The following is a 14,165-nucleotide window of genomic DNA, read 5'->3' as shown; positions in this document are numbered from 1 at the left end:
TCCTGTTTAGGCGCATCTTTCTTAGGAGCATCTTTCTTAGGTGCATCCTGTTTGGGTGCATGCTGCTGTTTAGGAGCGTCTTTTTTTACTTCCTGCTTGGGAGCGTCTTTTTTAGGTGCTTTCTTCTTAGGCGCTTCTTTCTTGGGTTCTTCTTTTTTAGGCTGATACAGCGCTGTTACTTTCGCCGCTTCTTCTTCTGTCAGCATAGCCATATGGCTTTTTGCTTCGATACCAACACTGTGAATTTTTTCCATCAGATCTTTATTGGCAACGCCCAGTTGCTTTGCCAGTTCATAAATTCGAATTTTGGACATTCCACAACACCTCGTCTTTCTCGATGATCAGTCTTCACCGACCTTCGTTCTGTTCTCTATGATATCTTCCGCCAGCTGCTTCAGTTTTTTCGCAAAGCCTTCTTCGGTGATGGCGATGATGGATCGCATATCTGCGCCGATGGCCCTGCCCAGTTCTTCCTTGGTTCCGATCTCTGCCAAGGGCAGTTCGTAGTAAGCTGCGGAATTTCTGAATTTCTTTTTCGTATTTTTGGAGGCATCCTCCGATAAAATCAGCAAAAACGCTTTTTTGCCGCGCACTGCCTGCTCAGCTGCCACTTCGCCTGCGGCAAGCTTGCCTGCCCGCTTGCAAAGCCCCAGAAGGGAAAGGAATTTATTCATTCGTTTCTTCCTCCAGTTCCTTCAGCAGCTGTTCATACACTTCCTTGGGCACAGGTGCCTTGAAGGAGCGTTCCAGCCCTTTGGATTTCTGTGCTTTCGCCAGACATTCCCCATTGGGACAAATATATGCGCCACGGCCGGGCTTTTTGCCCGTGCGGTCTAAGGAGAACTCACCTTCTTCGTTTCTTACGATGCGGATGAGTTCTTTTTTATTTTTCATTTCCTGACAACCGGTACATTTTCTGAGAGGTACTTTTCTCTGCTTCATACGCTCTCCTCCCTCTTATTCTTCTGTTTCGGGGGCAGTTTCGATTGCATCGATCGCTTCCAGAGCGTCAACTTCTTCTGCAGCTTCTTCTACCACAGGTTCTTCATCAGCCAGGAAGTTTGTTTCTCTTGCCTGTGTTTCGCTCTTGATGTCGATTCTCCAGCCTGTCAGTTTTGCGGACAGTCTTGCGTTCTGGCCTTCTTTACCAATGGCCAGAGACAGCTGATGGTCGGGAACAACGATCTTTGCGCTCTGTTCTGCTTCGTTCAGTTTAACTTCCAGAACTTTGGAAGGGCTCAGAGCTGCAGCAATGAATTCTCTGGGATCTTCAGACCAGTTGATGACGTCGATCTTTTCGCCGCCCAGTTCGTTTACGATCACGTTTACTCTGTAACCATTTTGACCTACGCAAGCGCCCAGTGCGTCAACGTTTTCATTTTTGGAATTAACAGCGATTTTTGTTCTGCTGCCTGCTTCTCTGGCAATGCTCTTGATTTCCACTGTACCATCATGTACTTCAGGCACTTCCTGTTCAAAGAGACGTTTTACCAGTTCGGGGTGTGTTCTGGAAACAAAGATCTGGGGACCTTTTGTTGTCTGTTTTACTTCCAGAACGTATACTTTCACGCGATCCATGAAGTTATACTGTTCGCCGGGGATCTGTTCGTTTGCAGACAGAACTGCATCGATCTTGCCCATCTGAACGATCACATTTCTGCGTTCTTTTCTCTGAACGATGGCTGTTACCACTTCACGTTCTTTTGTGATGTACTGATTGAACAGGATTTCTCTTTCTGCTTCACGGAATTTCTGTACGACTACCTGTTTTGCTGTCTGTGCGGAAATTCTGCCGAAATCCTTGGGGGTTACTTCAATGTCTACGATGTCGCCAACAGCATAGTTGGGGTTCAGCACTCTTGCCATTTCCAGAGAAATTTCCAGCTGAGGATCTTCCACTGTTTCCACAACCGTTTTCTGTGTAAAGCATTTTACTTCACCAGTTTCTCTGTTCATGTCTACTTTGATATTCTGACTTGTGCCAAAATGTTTTTTGCATGCAGAAACCAGAGACGCTTCGATCGCTTCGAAAATGATTTCTTTATCGATACCTTTTTCCTTTGCAACCAGTTCCAATGCGGTCAAAAATTCTTTGCTATCCATTTTCCAGATTCCTCCCTCTTATCAGAAGATCACTGCCAGTCTCACGCTGGCTGTATCTTTGTGTTCAAAAGTTACTACATTGCCGTTTTCTTCCTCGATGGAAAGCACACCATTTTCCAGCCCCAGCAGTTTGCCCTGATACTGCTTGCTACCGTCCTTTGCTTTATACAGCTTTACATCGATGATCTCACCCTGATATTTTACGAAATCAGCCTCTTTTTTCAGAGGTCTGTCGATACCGGGAGAGCTTACTTCCAGGATATATGCCTGCTCGATGGGATCTTTCTCATCCAGCTTCGCTTCCAGCGCACGGCTTACCAGTTCGCAGTCATCGATATTCACGCCGCCGTCCTTATCGATATAGACACGCAGGTACCAGTTCACGCCTTCCTTCACAAATTCCAGATCTACCAGTTCCAGACCATTGGCCTCTACGATAGGTTCCAGCAGAGGCAGCACTTTTGCTTCTGTGTTGTTTGCTTTCGCCATTTTTACACCTCTTTTTCAAAAATTTTTACCGTTACAATAACAAAGAGCAGGTTCATTCACCTACTCTTCTCACCGACAACTTATATCATTACTGTAGATTACTATACCACGTTTTTCCTTGATTTGCAAGGTTTTTCGAGAAAATAACTTCCTTCTTGCGAAGATTTTCCACCTGATATATGATGATGGAAAGACGTTTGTCTATACCATTCCCCAAAGGAGGAAATTTTATGCATACTTTTGAGAAAATCAGAGCGGAGCACGGCTCCCCTTTCTATATCTATGACGGAAAAGTGATTTCAGAACAGGCATCTATCCTGAAAACCACCTTTCCTGATTTTGGATTCCTGTTTTCTGTAAAGGCAAATCCTTTTATGCCTGTGCTGCAAAAAATGGCATCCCTGGGCATCGGTGCTGACGCAGCTTCCGCAAAGGAAGTAGATTTAGCCTTGGAAGCGGGCATGCCTGTGGAAAACATCTATTATTCCTGCCCCGCCCCTACGAAAGAAGATATCACCCACGTGCTTGGAAAATGTCACATTATTGCTGACAGCTTCCATGTGCTTTCCCTTCTGGAGGAAGCAGCCGCCTTCCGCGGCCTGAAACTGGCGGTCGGCTTACGTATCCATCCCGACTTTACGATGGACGGTATGCCTCAGATGCCTTCCAAATTCGGCATTGATGAATGCTTTGTATGGGAAACAGCTTTTGAAAAAGAATACCCTCACCTGACCATCGATGGGCTCCATGTCCATATACGTTCTCAGGTTCTGGATACAGAACAGCTGGGCAGATATTACGACAACGTGATGGGTCTGGCTGTCCGTTTACAGAAATTCCTTGACACAAAACTGGAATATATCAACTTCGGCGGCGGCGTTGGCAAGGTCTACGATGCAGCGAAGCAATCTCCTCTGGATTATGAAAAGCTGCGCAAGGCAGCTTCTTCCGCCAAAGAAAAATATGCAAATGAACTTTCTGCCAAACTCCTGCTGGAAAGCGGCCGATTTCTCGCCTGCGACTGCGGCACTTATGTAACAGAAATCGTGGACATCAAGCAATCCCACGACAAAACCTTCTATATCGTCAAAAATGGCGCCAACGGGTTCTTCAAGCCCGTTCTGCGGCAGATACTTCTCCCCTTCCATCCTGACCACATCGGCGCATCCTATGAACCCTTCGCTACGGAAAACGATAGTTACGAAATCAACGTTCTTTCTGAAAGCAGTGAAACAGAAGTGGTGGATATCGCAGGCCACCTTTGTTCCGGAGCAGATATGATGGCAAGGGATGTCACTGTAAAGAAAGGCAACATCGGGAACTTGGTGACCTTCAACCACGCCGGCAGCTATGCTTACAGCCTGGCTCCTCTCTTCTTCGCCAGCCAGCCTATGCCGAAACAATTCTTTATCGATGAAAAATAAGAAAATAAAAAAGAGTCCAAACGGACTCTTTTATTTTTAAACAAACATACCCAAAACAGGGCAAAGCAAAACAGGCAGGAAAATGGCAGGCAGAAAATTGATGACCTTCAACTTTGTAATGCCTACGATATTCAGCCCCAGCGCAAAGATGATGAGGGAACCGGAACAAACCATTTCCGCAATGACCGCATCTGTCAGGAAAGGCGCTACGAACTGCGCCAAAAGCACGATTGCTCCCTGGAAAACCAGAACAAAACCACCTGCCAGCATAACGCCAATACCCAGAGAGGATGCAAACACCATAGAGGAGATCAGATCCAATACGGATTTCGTATACAGCATTTCATAATCTCCGGAAAGACCTGCCTGCAAAGAGCCAACGATAGTCATTGCCCCCACGCAGAACACCAGAGATGCTGTAACAAAACCTTCCGCCAGGGAAATCTCGTTCCCGCCTTTTTTAAAGCGATTTTCCAGCCCCGTTGCAAAACGATTCAGTTTTTCGTCCAAATCCAGACCTTCGCCGATAATGATACCAATAGCCATAGACAAAATCAGCACCAGTGTATTTTCGCCCTTCAGCGTACCGCTCCAGCCAATATATAGCGTGCAAAGCCCCAGACCTTTCATCAGGGTGTCTGTAATTCTCTCAGGGATACCTTTTTTCAATAATAAACCGATGGCACTGCCGATCAGTACCGTCAGGGTATTTACAATGACTGCGATCATTTTTTCTCCTCTTTTCTTTCGCGATGTTATGTATGAAAGCGTACCACTTTTCGACGTGTTTGTCCATAAATAAATACATTTAAAAATAAAAAGAAAGCCCCAAACATCTCTGTTTGAGGCTTTGATTTTTAAACTTAGAGAACCTTATTCAGGAAATCCTGTGTTCTCTTATTCTGAGGGTTACCAAATACTTCCGCGGGTGTCCCCTGTTCTACGATGTAGCCGCCATCCATGAAGATGACACGGTCTGCAACTTCTCTCGCGAAGCCCATTTCGTGTGTAACTACGATCATAGTCATACCATCTTTTGCCAACTGTTTCATTACTTCCAGAACTTCGCCTACCATTTCAGGGTCAAGGGCAGATGTGGGTTCGTCAAACAGCATGATATCAGGGTTCATCGCCAGTGCGCGGGCAATGGCAACACGCTGCTGCTGACCGCCGGAAAGGTTAGGAGGGTATTCTCCTGCTTTTTCCGCCAGGCCTACTGTTGCCAGAAGGCGTTCAGCAGTCGCTTTTGCTTCTTCCTTGGACATTTTCTTTCTGTCCACAGGCGCCAGCATGATATTTTCCAAAACATTCAGATGAGGAAACAGATTGAACTGCTGGAACACCATACCGATGTTTTCTCTCACCTTATTGATATTGCATTTGGGATCAGTAATATCGTTGTCATCAACGATAACAGTACCTGCAGTCGTTTCTTCCAGACGATTCAGGCAACGCAGAAAGGTAGACTTGCCGGAACCGGAAGGACCAATCAGACAAACTACTTCCCCTTCTTTGACTTCCAGGTCGATACCCTTTAATACTTCCAGGCTGCCAAAGCTTTTTTTCAATTGTTCTACTTTTACCTTGATCATTTGTTTGCCAGCCTCCTTTCAACGATCTGAAAGACCTTTGTCAGGAAAATTACGACTACGTAATACATAACCGCAATGATAGCATATGTTTCGAAGCTGCGGAAATTACGCGCTACGATCTGCTGACCCTGACGCATCAGTTCACCACAACCGATAACGGACAGGATGGATGTATCCTTCAATGTGATGATGAACTGGTTCAGTACAGAAGGGATAACGATACGGATCGCCTGAGGCAGGATGATTTTTCTCATCGCAACGCCATAAGGCAGACCCAGGCTTCGAGCTGCTTCCATCTGGCCTTTATTTACCGCCGCGATACCGCTTCTGAAGATTTCAGACAAATATGCGCCGGCATTCAGGCACAGAACGATGATCGCTGCATTGAAAGCAGGGATTCTAAGTCCCAGTGCGGAAGTCAAACCAAAGTAGATGAAGAACGCCTGTACTAACAGAGGTGTACCACGGATGACACTCAGGTAAATACCGGAGAGCCAGTTCAGAGGTTTCACCTTGGAGATGCTGAACAAGCAGGCGATCAGACCGATCACCACTGCCAGGATCAAGGCGCAAATTGTCATAATAAGTGTCAGCTTCAGCCCAGTCATCAGCTGAGGCATACACTGTCCTACATACTCAAAAAAACCACTCATGAGGCACTACTCCTTACAAGGAAATTAGCCCTGGATGTATGTATCCAGAATTTCCTGATATTTGCCGTTTTCTTTCAGGTTAGCAAGACCTGTGTTGAACATTTCCAGCAGTTCTGTGTTCTGGTCTTTGCCTACTGCGAAACCATAGGAGCTGCCCTGTTCTTTATCTGTTACCATTTTCAGAGCAACACCCTGTGTGATGCCATAGCCCATTACAGGGTAGTCTTCGAAGCAAGCTGCGCTGTTGCCGCCGATTACATCCTGATACATTGCGCTGGAATCATCGAATGTTACTGTTTCGAAGCCATATTGATCTTTGATGGATTCAGCAAAAGCCTGACCTTCTGTACCGATCTTCACTGCTACTTTTTTGCCAGCCAGATCTTCATAGGATTTGATTTCTTCATTGTCTGCTGCAATACCCATTACAACGCCGGAATCGAAGTAAGGTTCAGAGAAATCGAATTTCTGCTGTCTTTCTTCTGTGATGGACATACCAGCGATAACGCCGTCAGCCTGGCCTGCTTCCAGAGCCTGTACTGCTGCGTTGAAGCCCAGAGCCTGCAGTTCATATTCGAAGCCCTGATCTTCAGCGATTGCTGCCAGCAGTTCAATGTCGATACCAACGTATTCGCCTGCTTCGTTCTGGAATTCGAAAGGTGCAAATGTTGTGTCTGTAGCAATGATGTATTTCTTTGCTGCATCATCTGCTGCTTCTTCGGAGCCGCCGCAAGCTGTTACACCGAAAGCCATAACTGCTACCATTGCCATTGCTGCAAATTTCTTGAATAAACTCATTGTAAATTCCTCCCTTTTTTCTGTTTCCCATTTCAAGTTACTTTTATTGAAATATGCCTTGCATTTTTCAGCATATCTATGGGCTTATTTTTCGATCTCCTTTTTTAGCATAGCCAGAAGGGAACTGGTTCCCAATCTGTCAGCACCTGCCGCCAGAAAAGCTTCCGCATCGGCAACAGATTTGATGCCGCCTGCTGCTTTGATCTTCGTATCCTCTGTTACATATTTTTTGAACAGCCGGATATCCTCCAGTGTAGCTCCACCTCCAGCAAAACCTGTGCTGGTCTTGATGAATTCCGCCTTGGAGCGGCTCACCACATCGCAAAGGGCGATCTTTTCTTCTTCTGTCAGAAGGCACGTTTCGACGATGACCTTCAAAAGCTTTCCATTGCAGGCATCCTTGACTGCATCAATCTCCGTCAGGATATCATCATATCTTTTTGCCTTTGCCCAGCCGATATTGATGACCATATCGATCTCATCTGCGCCATCCTTCACTGCTTCTGCCGCTTCAAAAGCCTTTACCGTCGTGGTCTGGTATCCATTCGGAAAACCAATAACTGTGCAGATAGGAAGTTTTCCTTCTACAAAATCAGCCGCCTGTTTCACAAAAGAAGGCGGGATACATACGGAAGCTGTACCACATTCCATACCCTGCAGGCAAATTTCACGAATCTGTTCCCAAACCGCCTCCTGTTTCAGCAATGTATGGTCAATATATTGGAAAATTTCATGCTTTTCCATGTACTTTCCTCCTTTATCCCATTAAATTACTTAAAAAGTATATCACAAAATCACTGGCATAACAATGCCGGTTTTTTTATTATTTTCCAAAGGTTTTTCTATAAATCAGACTTTTTTATGAAAAATTTTAATATTATTAAAAACCTGCATATATAAAAATACCAATAGAATCTCTGTTTTTGCCTGAAAAATAAAGAAAAGTCCCATTTTCGGAGCTTTTTTATCTCACATGAAAATTTTTCATCAGATCTCATATAAAATATCCATAAAAATTTTCTTTATATATCCTTTTTCATGGCAATGAAAAAACTCCCATCGTGGACACGCCACAATGGGAGTTCTTGCACACGGGATTATTCTGCTGCGGGAGCTTCTTCTGCGGGAGCTTCTTCAACAGGAGCATCTGCCTGTCTCTTGGAAAGGCTGATCTTTTTCTGTTCGGAATTTACTTCCAGAACTTTCACGTTGATCACTTCGCCAACCTTCAGTTCATCTTCGGGTTTTACAACGTGTTTGTTAGCGATCTGAGAAATGTGTACCAGACCATCTACGCCGGGTTCCAGTTCAACAAATGCACCGAAAGGTACCATACGAACTACTTTACCTTCCACGATTGTGCCAACTGCATATTTGTCAGCAGCCAGTTTCCAGGGGTTCATGTTTGCATCTTTCAGGGACAGGCTGATTTTGCCTTTTTCTTTGTCTACATCCAGAACAAATACTTCAACTGCCTGGCCTTCTTTCAGAACTTCTCTGGGGTTGGAGATTCTGCCCCAGCTCATTTCGGAGATGTGGATCAGACCGTCAACACCGCCCAGATCAACGAATGCACCGAAATCTGTCAGTCTGGATACTGTACCAGCGATCTTGGAACCAGCTTCGATTGTTTCGAACAGAGCTGCTCTCTTTGCTGCGATTTCCTGTTCAACCAGAGCTTTTCTGCCGCCGATGATACGACGTTTTACTCTGTCCATTTCGATGATATTGAATTCCAGTTCCTGGCCTTTGAATACGCTCAGATCTTCGATGAATCTATTGGAAACCTGGGAAGAGGGGATGAATACTCTTACGCCGTTTACAACTGCGATCAGGCCGCCTTTTACAACGTCTGTTACTGTACCTGTAACAACTGTTTTTTCGTTGAAAGCTTTTTCGATATCTTCCATGCCCTTCTGTTCTTCGATGCGTTTTCTGGACAGCAGAACGTTGCCGTCGCCATCGTTAACACGTACAACGAAAACTTCGATTTCGTCGCCGGGCTGAACTACTTTGCTGGGAACTACTGTTGTATCTCTGCTGAATTCGCCTCTGGGAATAACACCATCAGATTTGAAACCCAGGTTAACGGAAACTTCTTCGCCAACTACCTGGATAACTGTGCCTTTTACAACATCACCAGTGTGTAGTGTAACGAGAGATTCTTCCAACATCTGCTCAAAACTCATTTCTTCAACTTTTACATTTTCTTCGCTCATAGTAACTACTACCTCCTTAATTATTGCAGGCGGTGTGGACGCACCTGCAGTTATACCTATCTTATCATTTTTTGCAAAAGTTTTCAACACCAAATCGCAAATTGTTTCAATATGAACGGTATTCTCACAATTTTTTTTGCATATCTCCACCAGTTTTTGCGTATTGGAGCTTTTTTTGTCACCAATGACGATCATTTTATCTACTGTTTTGGAAAGCTCCATGGCTTCCTTCTGTCTTTTCTCCGTTGCAGAGCAGATAGTCTGGGAAATATCCAGCTTTAAGCCTTTGTCTTTCAGAATGTCGATCATATCGTCAAATTTGCTCTGACGGAAGGTAGTCTGCACAACTACGACATATTCCTTGTCCGCATTCATTTCTGCCGCCTGAGCTTCTTCGGGGCTTTCCAGAATAACAGCACTGTTACCGCACCAGCCATTAATGCCCATAACCTCGGGATGCTTTCCGTCACCGGCAATAATAACGCTTTTGCCGTTGTTCCATGCCTCGTTCACGATAGTATGTATTTTTTTCACGAAGGGACAGGTGCCATCCACCATTTTCATGCCTTTTTCTTCCTGTGCATCATAAAGGAATTTGCCAACGCCGTGGGAACGGATGACTACAGTCCCTTTCTCGATGCCATCCAGACTTTCAATGATATGCAGACCTTTTTTTTCTAAATCATTTGTCACTTCTTTATTATGAATCAAAGGGCCATAGGAATATAAAGGTTCACCGTCATTTTTTTCGATTTCTGCATAGGCCATTTCAATGGCACGCTTCACACCAAAACAAAAACCTGCGGATTCCGCCAGTTTTACATTGCTCATGCCTTCACCTTCATTTCTTCGACTCTGTCCATAATGACTTCTGTGATCTCGCCCATAAGATCAGTTGTCAGTTTCTGGCTGCGATATTCATCCAGTGTCAGAGGTTTGCCATATTCCACAGTGATCTTGCTGCGGAATTTATATTTGCCGCTGATAGCGCAGGGGATAACAGGTGCATTCCCCTTCATGGCAAAAAGAGCCACGCCGCCCTTTGCGTCTACTTCTTCCCCCTCTTTGACACGCTTGCCTTCCGCAAAAATCCCCAGGATCTTGCCTTCCTTCAGAATTTTCAATGCTGTTTTTACAGCCTTCATATCCATGGAAGCCTTTCTGTCGATGGGGAATACCCCAACTTCATTCAAAGCCCATGCTACGATCTTATATTTGAACAATTCCTTTTTGCCAATATAATGGGGCAGTCTGTTCAGATAGATGGCTGCCGCAAAGGGGTCATAGTTGCTGTAATGGTTACAGCAAATGATCGCATTCCCGTCCTCAGGAATGTTTTCTTTGCCAATGATCTCTACTTTAAACATAATTGCAAACCAAACTTTTACAAGTGCAACTGCCAGTCTGCAAAACCAGGATTCACCCTTCATTATTCTTTCACCCTTTCCGCAGTAATATCCAGGATCGCCTGCTGTACTTCTTCAATGCTCATTCCAGTGGAATCCAGACTGATGGCGTCCTCTGCTTTTTTCAGAGGGCTGTGCTCTCTGTTCATGTCATTATAATCCCTCTGGATGATCATTTTTTTGATCTCTTCGAAATCAGCTGTTTCGCCTTTGGCTTCCAGTTCACCTACACGACGGCGGGCTCTTTCGCCTGCATCTGCATCCAGATAAATCTTTACTTCCGCATCAGGCAAAACGACCGTGCCGATGTCTCTGCCGTCCATAATAACAGAAAGTTCTTTGGCCATTTCCTGCTGAAGCTCCACCATGCGTTCGCGTACCTTCTGATATGCGCCAACAGTGGATGCACCTTTGCCGATCTCTGCCGTTCTGATTTTTGCTGTCACATCTTCTTCATTCAGAAAAATTTTCTGTCCGTCTTCATTGGGCTGGATGCGCATATTCAGGCCATCCAGAGAAGCAACAACTGCCGCTTCATCTTCCAGAGAAATCCCTTCCTGCGTGCAGTGCAGCGCGACGGTGCGATACATTGCGCCTGTATCTACATAGATAATGCCAAGTTTTCTGGCAACCATTTTTGCAACAGTGCTTTTGCCGGAACCCGCAGGCCCGTCCACCGCAATGGCAAATCGTTTCATTTTATTTCCTCCTTATTCCTGACAGATGAATTCCCCGGCTGTGTAGCCTGTGGAGAAAGCGATCTGCAGATTGAAGCCGCCTGTATATGCGTCTACGTCTAAAACTTCCCCCGCAAAATGCAGATTTTTCACCAGTTTGCTTTCCATGGTGGAAGGGTCGATCTCGTCTGTTTCGATGCCACCGCAGGTCACGACCGCTTCGTTATAACCTGTTGTGCCTGTAATGGTCAGAGGCAGTGCTTTCAGCAGACCGCAAAGGCGTTTTCTTTCTTCCTTGGTGATACTATTGACTTTCTTGCGAGGGTCAATCTCTGCCAGTTGGATGATAACAGGGATCAGCTTCTGGGGAAGCAGATCGTCTAGAGCATTGGCGAAATCCTTATTTGCGTATTTTTCAAAATCTCTCAGCAAACGAGCATCCAACTTCTTTTCATCCATGGCAGGCTTCAGGTCGATATAGAGCTTGTAACCTTCTTCGATGGTCAGGATGATATGTCTGCTGGCACTCAGAATCACAGGGCCGGAAACACCGAAATGGGTAAACAGCATTTCCCCAAAATCAGTATAAACCTTTTTGCCTTTCTTATTTTTGATAGTGATCTCGATATTTTTCAGGCTCAGCCCCATCAGTTCATGGCACCATTCCTCCGCTGTTTTCAAAGGCACCAGAGAAGGATACAGCTTCGTTACATGATGGCCCGCCGCTTTCGCGAAGCGATAGCCATCGCCGGTAGAGCCTGTCCCAGGATAGGAAAGACCGCCTGTGCAGACGATGACGCCATCCGCCTGTTCTTCTTTGCCGTTTTTCAGGCGGATACCTGCCGCCTTACCGTTTTCAATGAGGATACTTTCCACAGGGCTTTCCAGATGTAGTTTCACCTTATTTTTCTTCAGATATTTTTCCAGCGCCAGAACCACGTCCAAAGAACGATCGGAAACAGGGAAAACACGTTTACCGCGTTCCACTTTCAGTTCCAGGCCAAGATTTTTGAAAAATTCCTGCAGACCGAAGCTGTCCAGCTGATAGAAAGAGCTATACATGAAGTACGGGTTGCCGGGGATATTATCCAGCAGACCTTCCACGTCACTGTCATTGGTCACATTGCAGCGGCCTTTGCCGGTGATGAGAATTTTCTTCCCGATTCGGTTGTTTTTTTCATATAAATGGACTTCGTGGCCTTTTTCCGCCGCATGGCCCGCTGCCATCAGGCCTGCCGCCCCTGCGCCTACCACGATGATTTTCTTTTTCATAGTTACTCTCCTTTTTTAAAGAGTTCTGCCATTTCCAGATGCGCTTTGTCATTCAAAGTCATCAGAAGCTTTCTGCCATCTTCCATCACGTCCAGCATGGTGATGGATGTATTGGTCATCCATGTTTTGCGATAAAATTCATCGCCCATGCCCAAAAGACCTACCAACATCACACGCAGCAGACCGCCGTGGGAAACGATGGCAACGTTCTCGCCTTTGTGTCTTTCTGCAAGAATATCAAAGCCTTCGATGGCACGATCCATAGCATTCTGGAAAGAGCCTTCCCCGGGAACGGGATGATCGAAGGGATTGGCAAAGAAATCTGTATAGGCTCTGCCATATTTTTCAGACAATTCTGCGATAGTATGCCCTTCCCATTCACCGAAATTGATCTCTCTGAAATGGGCATCTTTAATGGGTGTCAGCCCATGGGCAGCCGCCAAAGGTTCTGCCGTTGCCACCGCTCTGTCCAGAGGAGAAACATACACCACATCCAAAGGCAGATATTTGAAACGTTCCCCCAGCAGGCGTGCCTGTTCTCTGCCCGCGTCATTCAACTGTATATTCGTGCAGCCCTGATAGCGGCCGCCTTTGTTCCAATCCGTCTCCCCGTGGCGGATCAGGTAAAATCTCGTTTTTTTATTTTCCATGAGGTTCTCTCCCTCCATTTGATCTACTTTTTCCTAACTATATATTATACGTCAAGAAAGCCTGCCTTTCAAGTAAATAAAAAAGACCTCTTTCGAGGTCTTTTCATCACAGCTTCTTGAGGTATTTGATCTCCTTTTCTGTCAGATGACGATATTTTCCCTTCTGCAGGTCGCCCAGCTTCAGGTCGCCTGTCGCCACTCTTTTCAGCTGCGCAACAGGATGTTTGATGGCTTCACACATCTTACGCACCTGTCTGTTTCTGCCTTCGTGGATGATGATTTCCGCTGTGCAGAAGCGGCCGTCTTTCTCCTTATCGATGATCTGAATTTTCGCAGGTTTTGTTCTTACACCATCGATGACCACACCTCTGCGGAATTTCTGCAGAGCCCCTTCATCGGGAATACCGTACAGTTTCGCAATATAAGTTTTATCCACATCATGCTTGGGATGTGTCAGTTTGTAGGTCAGGTCACCGTCGTTTGTCAGCAGCAGCAGGCCAGATGTATCGTAATCCAGTCGGCCTACAGGGAAGATACGCTCGTTCACACCTTTGATCAGGTCTACAACAGCAGGTCTGCCAAACTGTTCCTTCGCCGTTGTCACATAGCCTTCGGGTTTATACAGCATGATATAGACCATTTTTGTATCTTTTTTGCTCACTTTTTTATCCAGATAAGTCACTTCATCTTTGGCAGGGTCAATTTTCATGCCCATTTCTGTGACTACCTTTCCATTTACTTTTACTTTCCCCTGGGCGATCAACTCTTCCGCCTTTCTACGGGATGCTACGCCGGCTTCCGCCAGGAATTTCTGCAGTCTTTCTTCCATATATCTAAATCTCCGTTCTGTCAAAAGTATTTTTCAAAACCAGTATTGAGAAC

Annotated in this window: 17 protein-coding genes; 1 reads left to right on the top strand and 16 read right to left on the bottom strand. The window is 45.6% G+C overall.

Translation table 11 applies throughout. The features are described 5' to 3' along the window. From IJ369_RS05270 to rimP, 5 genes are all read right to left on the bottom strand, one after another. On the bottom strand, positions 1–314 hold a 314-nt coding region (locus IJ369_RS05270; protein WP_290716846.1), incomplete at its 3' end, for a translation initiation factor IF-2 N-terminal domain-containing protein. Between the two features lie 27 nt (positions 315–341). Then, positions 342–674, bottom strand: a complete 333-nt coding sequence (locus IJ369_RS05265; RefSeq protein WP_290716844.1) for a L7Ae/L30e/S12e/Gadd45 family ribosomal protein — start codon at positions 672–674, stop codon at positions 342–344. Further along, complete coding sequence (gene rnpM / locus IJ369_RS05260) at positions 667–942, bottom strand: RNase P modulator RnpM (protein ID WP_290716841.1); 276 nt, start codon at positions 940–942, stop codon at positions 667–669. The genes IJ369_RS05265 and rnpM overlap by 8 nt, the downstream gene beginning before the upstream one ends. A 15-nt stretch (positions 943–957) precedes the next feature. Continuing rightward, a complete protein-coding gene (gene nusA, locus IJ369_RS05255; protein ID WP_290716839.1) occupies positions 958–2,103 on the bottom strand; it encodes a transcription termination factor NusA in 1,146 nt (381 codons plus the stop codon). Positions 2,104–2,124: 21 nt separating this feature from the next. After that, positions 2,125–2,592 (bottom strand): ribosome maturation factor RimP, encoded by a 468-nt coding sequence (rimP, locus tag IJ369_RS05250; RefSeq protein WP_290716836.1) that lies wholly within the window; start codon positions 2,590–2,592, stop codon positions 2,125–2,127. Between the two features lie 230 nt (positions 2,593–2,822). On the opposite strand from rimP, the gene IJ369_RS05245 reads away from it, so the two are divergent. Continuing rightward, positions 2,823–4,016: a diaminopimelate decarboxylase gene (locus IJ369_RS05245; protein ID WP_290716834.1), complete on the top strand. Its 1,194-nt coding sequence runs from the start codon at positions 2,823–2,825 to the stop codon at positions 4,014–4,016. A gap of 36 nt (positions 4,017–4,052) precedes the next feature. Here the strand turns inward: IJ369_RS05245 and IJ369_RS05240 are convergent, their stop codons facing one another. The 11 genes from IJ369_RS05240 to IJ369_RS05190 form a co-directional block, all read right to left on the bottom strand. After that, positions 4,053–4,745, bottom strand: coding sequence for a DUF554 domain-containing protein (locus IJ369_RS05240; RefSeq protein WP_290716832.1), 693 nt, complete (start codon positions 4,743–4,745; stop codon positions 4,053–4,055). A gap of 134 nt (positions 4,746–4,879) precedes the next feature. Beyond that, a complete protein-coding gene (locus IJ369_RS05235) occupies positions 4,880–5,608 on the bottom strand; it encodes an amino acid ABC transporter ATP-binding protein (RefSeq protein WP_290716830.1) in 729 nt (242 codons plus the stop codon). Then, the gene (locus IJ369_RS05230) at positions 5,605–6,261 is read right to left on the bottom strand and encodes an amino acid ABC transporter permease (protein WP_290716828.1); all 657 of its coding nucleotides are present in this window, start codon (positions 6,259–6,261) and stop codon (positions 5,605–5,607) included. The genes IJ369_RS05235 and IJ369_RS05230 overlap by 4 nt, the downstream gene beginning before the upstream one ends. A 24-nt stretch (positions 6,262–6,285) precedes the next feature. Next, on the bottom strand, positions 6,286–7,059 hold the full coding sequence (locus IJ369_RS05225; RefSeq protein ID WP_290716826.1) for a transporter substrate-binding domain-containing protein: 774 nt from the start codon (positions 7,057–7,059) through the stop codon (positions 6,286–6,288). 84 nt (positions 7,060–7,143) lie between these two features. Further along, the gene (gene deoC / locus IJ369_RS05220; protein WP_290716823.1) at positions 7,144–7,803 is read right to left on the bottom strand and encodes a deoxyribose-phosphate aldolase; all 660 of its coding nucleotides are present in this window, start codon (positions 7,801–7,803) and stop codon (positions 7,144–7,146) included. A 353-nt stretch (positions 7,804–8,156) separates the two neighbouring features. Next, the gene (locus tag IJ369_RS05215) at positions 8,157–10,109 is read right to left on the bottom strand and encodes a bifunctional 4-hydroxy-3-methylbut-2-enyl diphosphate reductase/30S ribosomal protein S1 (RefSeq protein WP_290716821.1); all 1,953 of its coding nucleotides are present in this window, start codon (positions 10,107–10,109) and stop codon (positions 8,157–8,159) included. After that, on the bottom strand, positions 10,106–10,708 hold the full coding sequence (locus IJ369_RS05210) for a lysophospholipid acyltransferase family protein (protein ID WP_290716819.1): 603 nt from the start codon (positions 10,706–10,708) through the stop codon (positions 10,106–10,108). The genes IJ369_RS05215 and IJ369_RS05210 overlap by 4 nt, the downstream gene beginning before the upstream one ends. Next, the gene (cmk, locus tag IJ369_RS05205) at positions 10,708–11,382 is read right to left on the bottom strand and encodes a (d)CMP kinase (RefSeq protein WP_290716816.1); all 675 of its coding nucleotides are present in this window, start codon (positions 11,380–11,382) and stop codon (positions 10,708–10,710) included. Before cmk ends, IJ369_RS05210 begins: the two co-directional genes overlap by 1 nt. 12 nt (positions 11,383–11,394) lie before the next feature. Next, a complete protein-coding gene (locus IJ369_RS05200; protein WP_290716813.1) occupies positions 11,395–12,633 on the bottom strand; it encodes a BaiN/RdsA family NAD(P)/FAD-dependent oxidoreductase in 1,239 nt (412 codons plus the stop codon). Between the two features lie 2 nt (positions 12,634–12,635). Then, positions 12,636–13,283: a histidine phosphatase family protein gene (locus IJ369_RS05195; RefSeq protein WP_290716811.1), complete on the bottom strand. Its 648-nt coding sequence runs from the start codon at positions 13,281–13,283 to the stop codon at positions 12,636–12,638. A 106-nt stretch (positions 13,284–13,389) separates the two neighbouring features. Beyond that, positions 13,390–14,112 carry a pseudouridine synthase gene (locus IJ369_RS05190; protein ID WP_290716808.1) on the bottom strand — a complete coding sequence of 241 codons (723 nt, stop codon included), beginning with the start codon at positions 14,110–14,112 and terminating at the stop codon, positions 13,390–13,392. Positions 14,113–14,165 lie beyond the last annotated feature (53 nt).

The organism is Anaerotignum sp., assembly GCF_017483025.1.
GTDB lineage: Bacteria > Bacillota > Clostridia > Lachnospirales > Anaerotignaceae > Anaerotignum_A.
This window is presented reverse-complemented; position numbering and strand designations above follow the sequence as displayed.

What these genes read in the sequence shown, in the direction of transcription:
- IJ369_RS05265 (WP_290716844.1), bottom strand. Translation starts at nt 674, where the DNA reads ATGAATAAATTCCTTTCCCTTCTGGGGCTTTGCAAGCGGGCAGGCAAG.
- rnpM (WP_290716841.1), bottom strand. Translation starts at nt 942, where the DNA reads ATGAAGCAGAGAAAAGTACCTCTCAGAAAATGTACCGGTTGTCAGGAA.
- nusA (WP_290716839.1), bottom strand. Translation starts at nt 2,103, where the DNA reads ATGGATAGCAAAGAATTTTTGACCGCATTGGAACTGGTTGCAAAGGAA.
- rimP (WP_290716836.1), bottom strand. Translation starts at nt 2,592, where the DNA reads ATGGCGAAAGCAAACAACACAGAAGCAAAAGTGCTGCCTCTGCTGGAA.
- IJ369_RS05245 (WP_290716834.1), top strand. Translation starts at nt 2,823, where the DNA reads ATGCATACTTTTGAGAAAATCAGAGCGGAGCACGGCTCCCCTTTCTAT.
- IJ369_RS05240 (WP_290716832.1), bottom strand. Translation starts at nt 4,745, where the DNA reads ATGATCGCAGTCATTGTAAATACCCTGACGGTACTGATCGGCAGTGCC.
- IJ369_RS05235 (WP_290716830.1), bottom strand. Translation starts at nt 5,608, where the DNA reads ATGATCAAGGTAAAAGTAGAACAATTGAAAAAAAGCTTTGGCAGCCTG.
- IJ369_RS05230 (WP_290716828.1), bottom strand. Translation starts at nt 6,261, where the DNA reads ATGAGTGGTTTTTTTGAGTATGTAGGACAGTGTATGCCTCAGCTGATG.
- IJ369_RS05225 (WP_290716826.1), bottom strand. Translation starts at nt 7,059, where the DNA reads ATGAGTTTATTCAAGAAATTTGCAGCAATGGCAATGGTAGCAGTTATG.
- deoC (WP_290716823.1), bottom strand. Translation starts at nt 7,803, where the DNA reads ATGGAAAAGCATGAAATTTTCCAATATATTGACCATACATTGCTGAAA.
- IJ369_RS05215 (WP_290716821.1), bottom strand. Translation starts at nt 10,109, where the DNA reads ATGAGCAATGTAAAACTGGCGGAATCCGCAGGTTTTTGTTTTGGTGTG.
- IJ369_RS05210 (WP_290716819.1), bottom strand. Translation starts at nt 10,708, where the DNA reads ATGAAGGGTGAATCCTGGTTTTGCAGACTGGCAGTTGCACTTGTAAAA.
- cmk (WP_290716816.1), bottom strand. Translation starts at nt 11,382, where the DNA reads ATGAAACGATTTGCCATTGCGGTGGACGGGCCTGCGGGTTCCGGCAAA.
- IJ369_RS05200 (WP_290716813.1), bottom strand. Translation starts at nt 12,633, where the DNA reads ATGAAAAAGAAAATCATCGTGGTAGGCGCAGGGGCGGCAGGCCTGATG.
- IJ369_RS05195 (WP_290716811.1), bottom strand. Translation starts at nt 13,283, where the DNA reads ATGGAAAATAAAAAAACGAGATTTTACCTGATCCGCCACGGGGAGACG.
- IJ369_RS05190 (WP_290716808.1), bottom strand. Translation starts at nt 14,112, where the DNA reads ATGGAAGAAAGACTGCAGAAATTCCTGGCGGAAGCCGGCGTAGCATCC.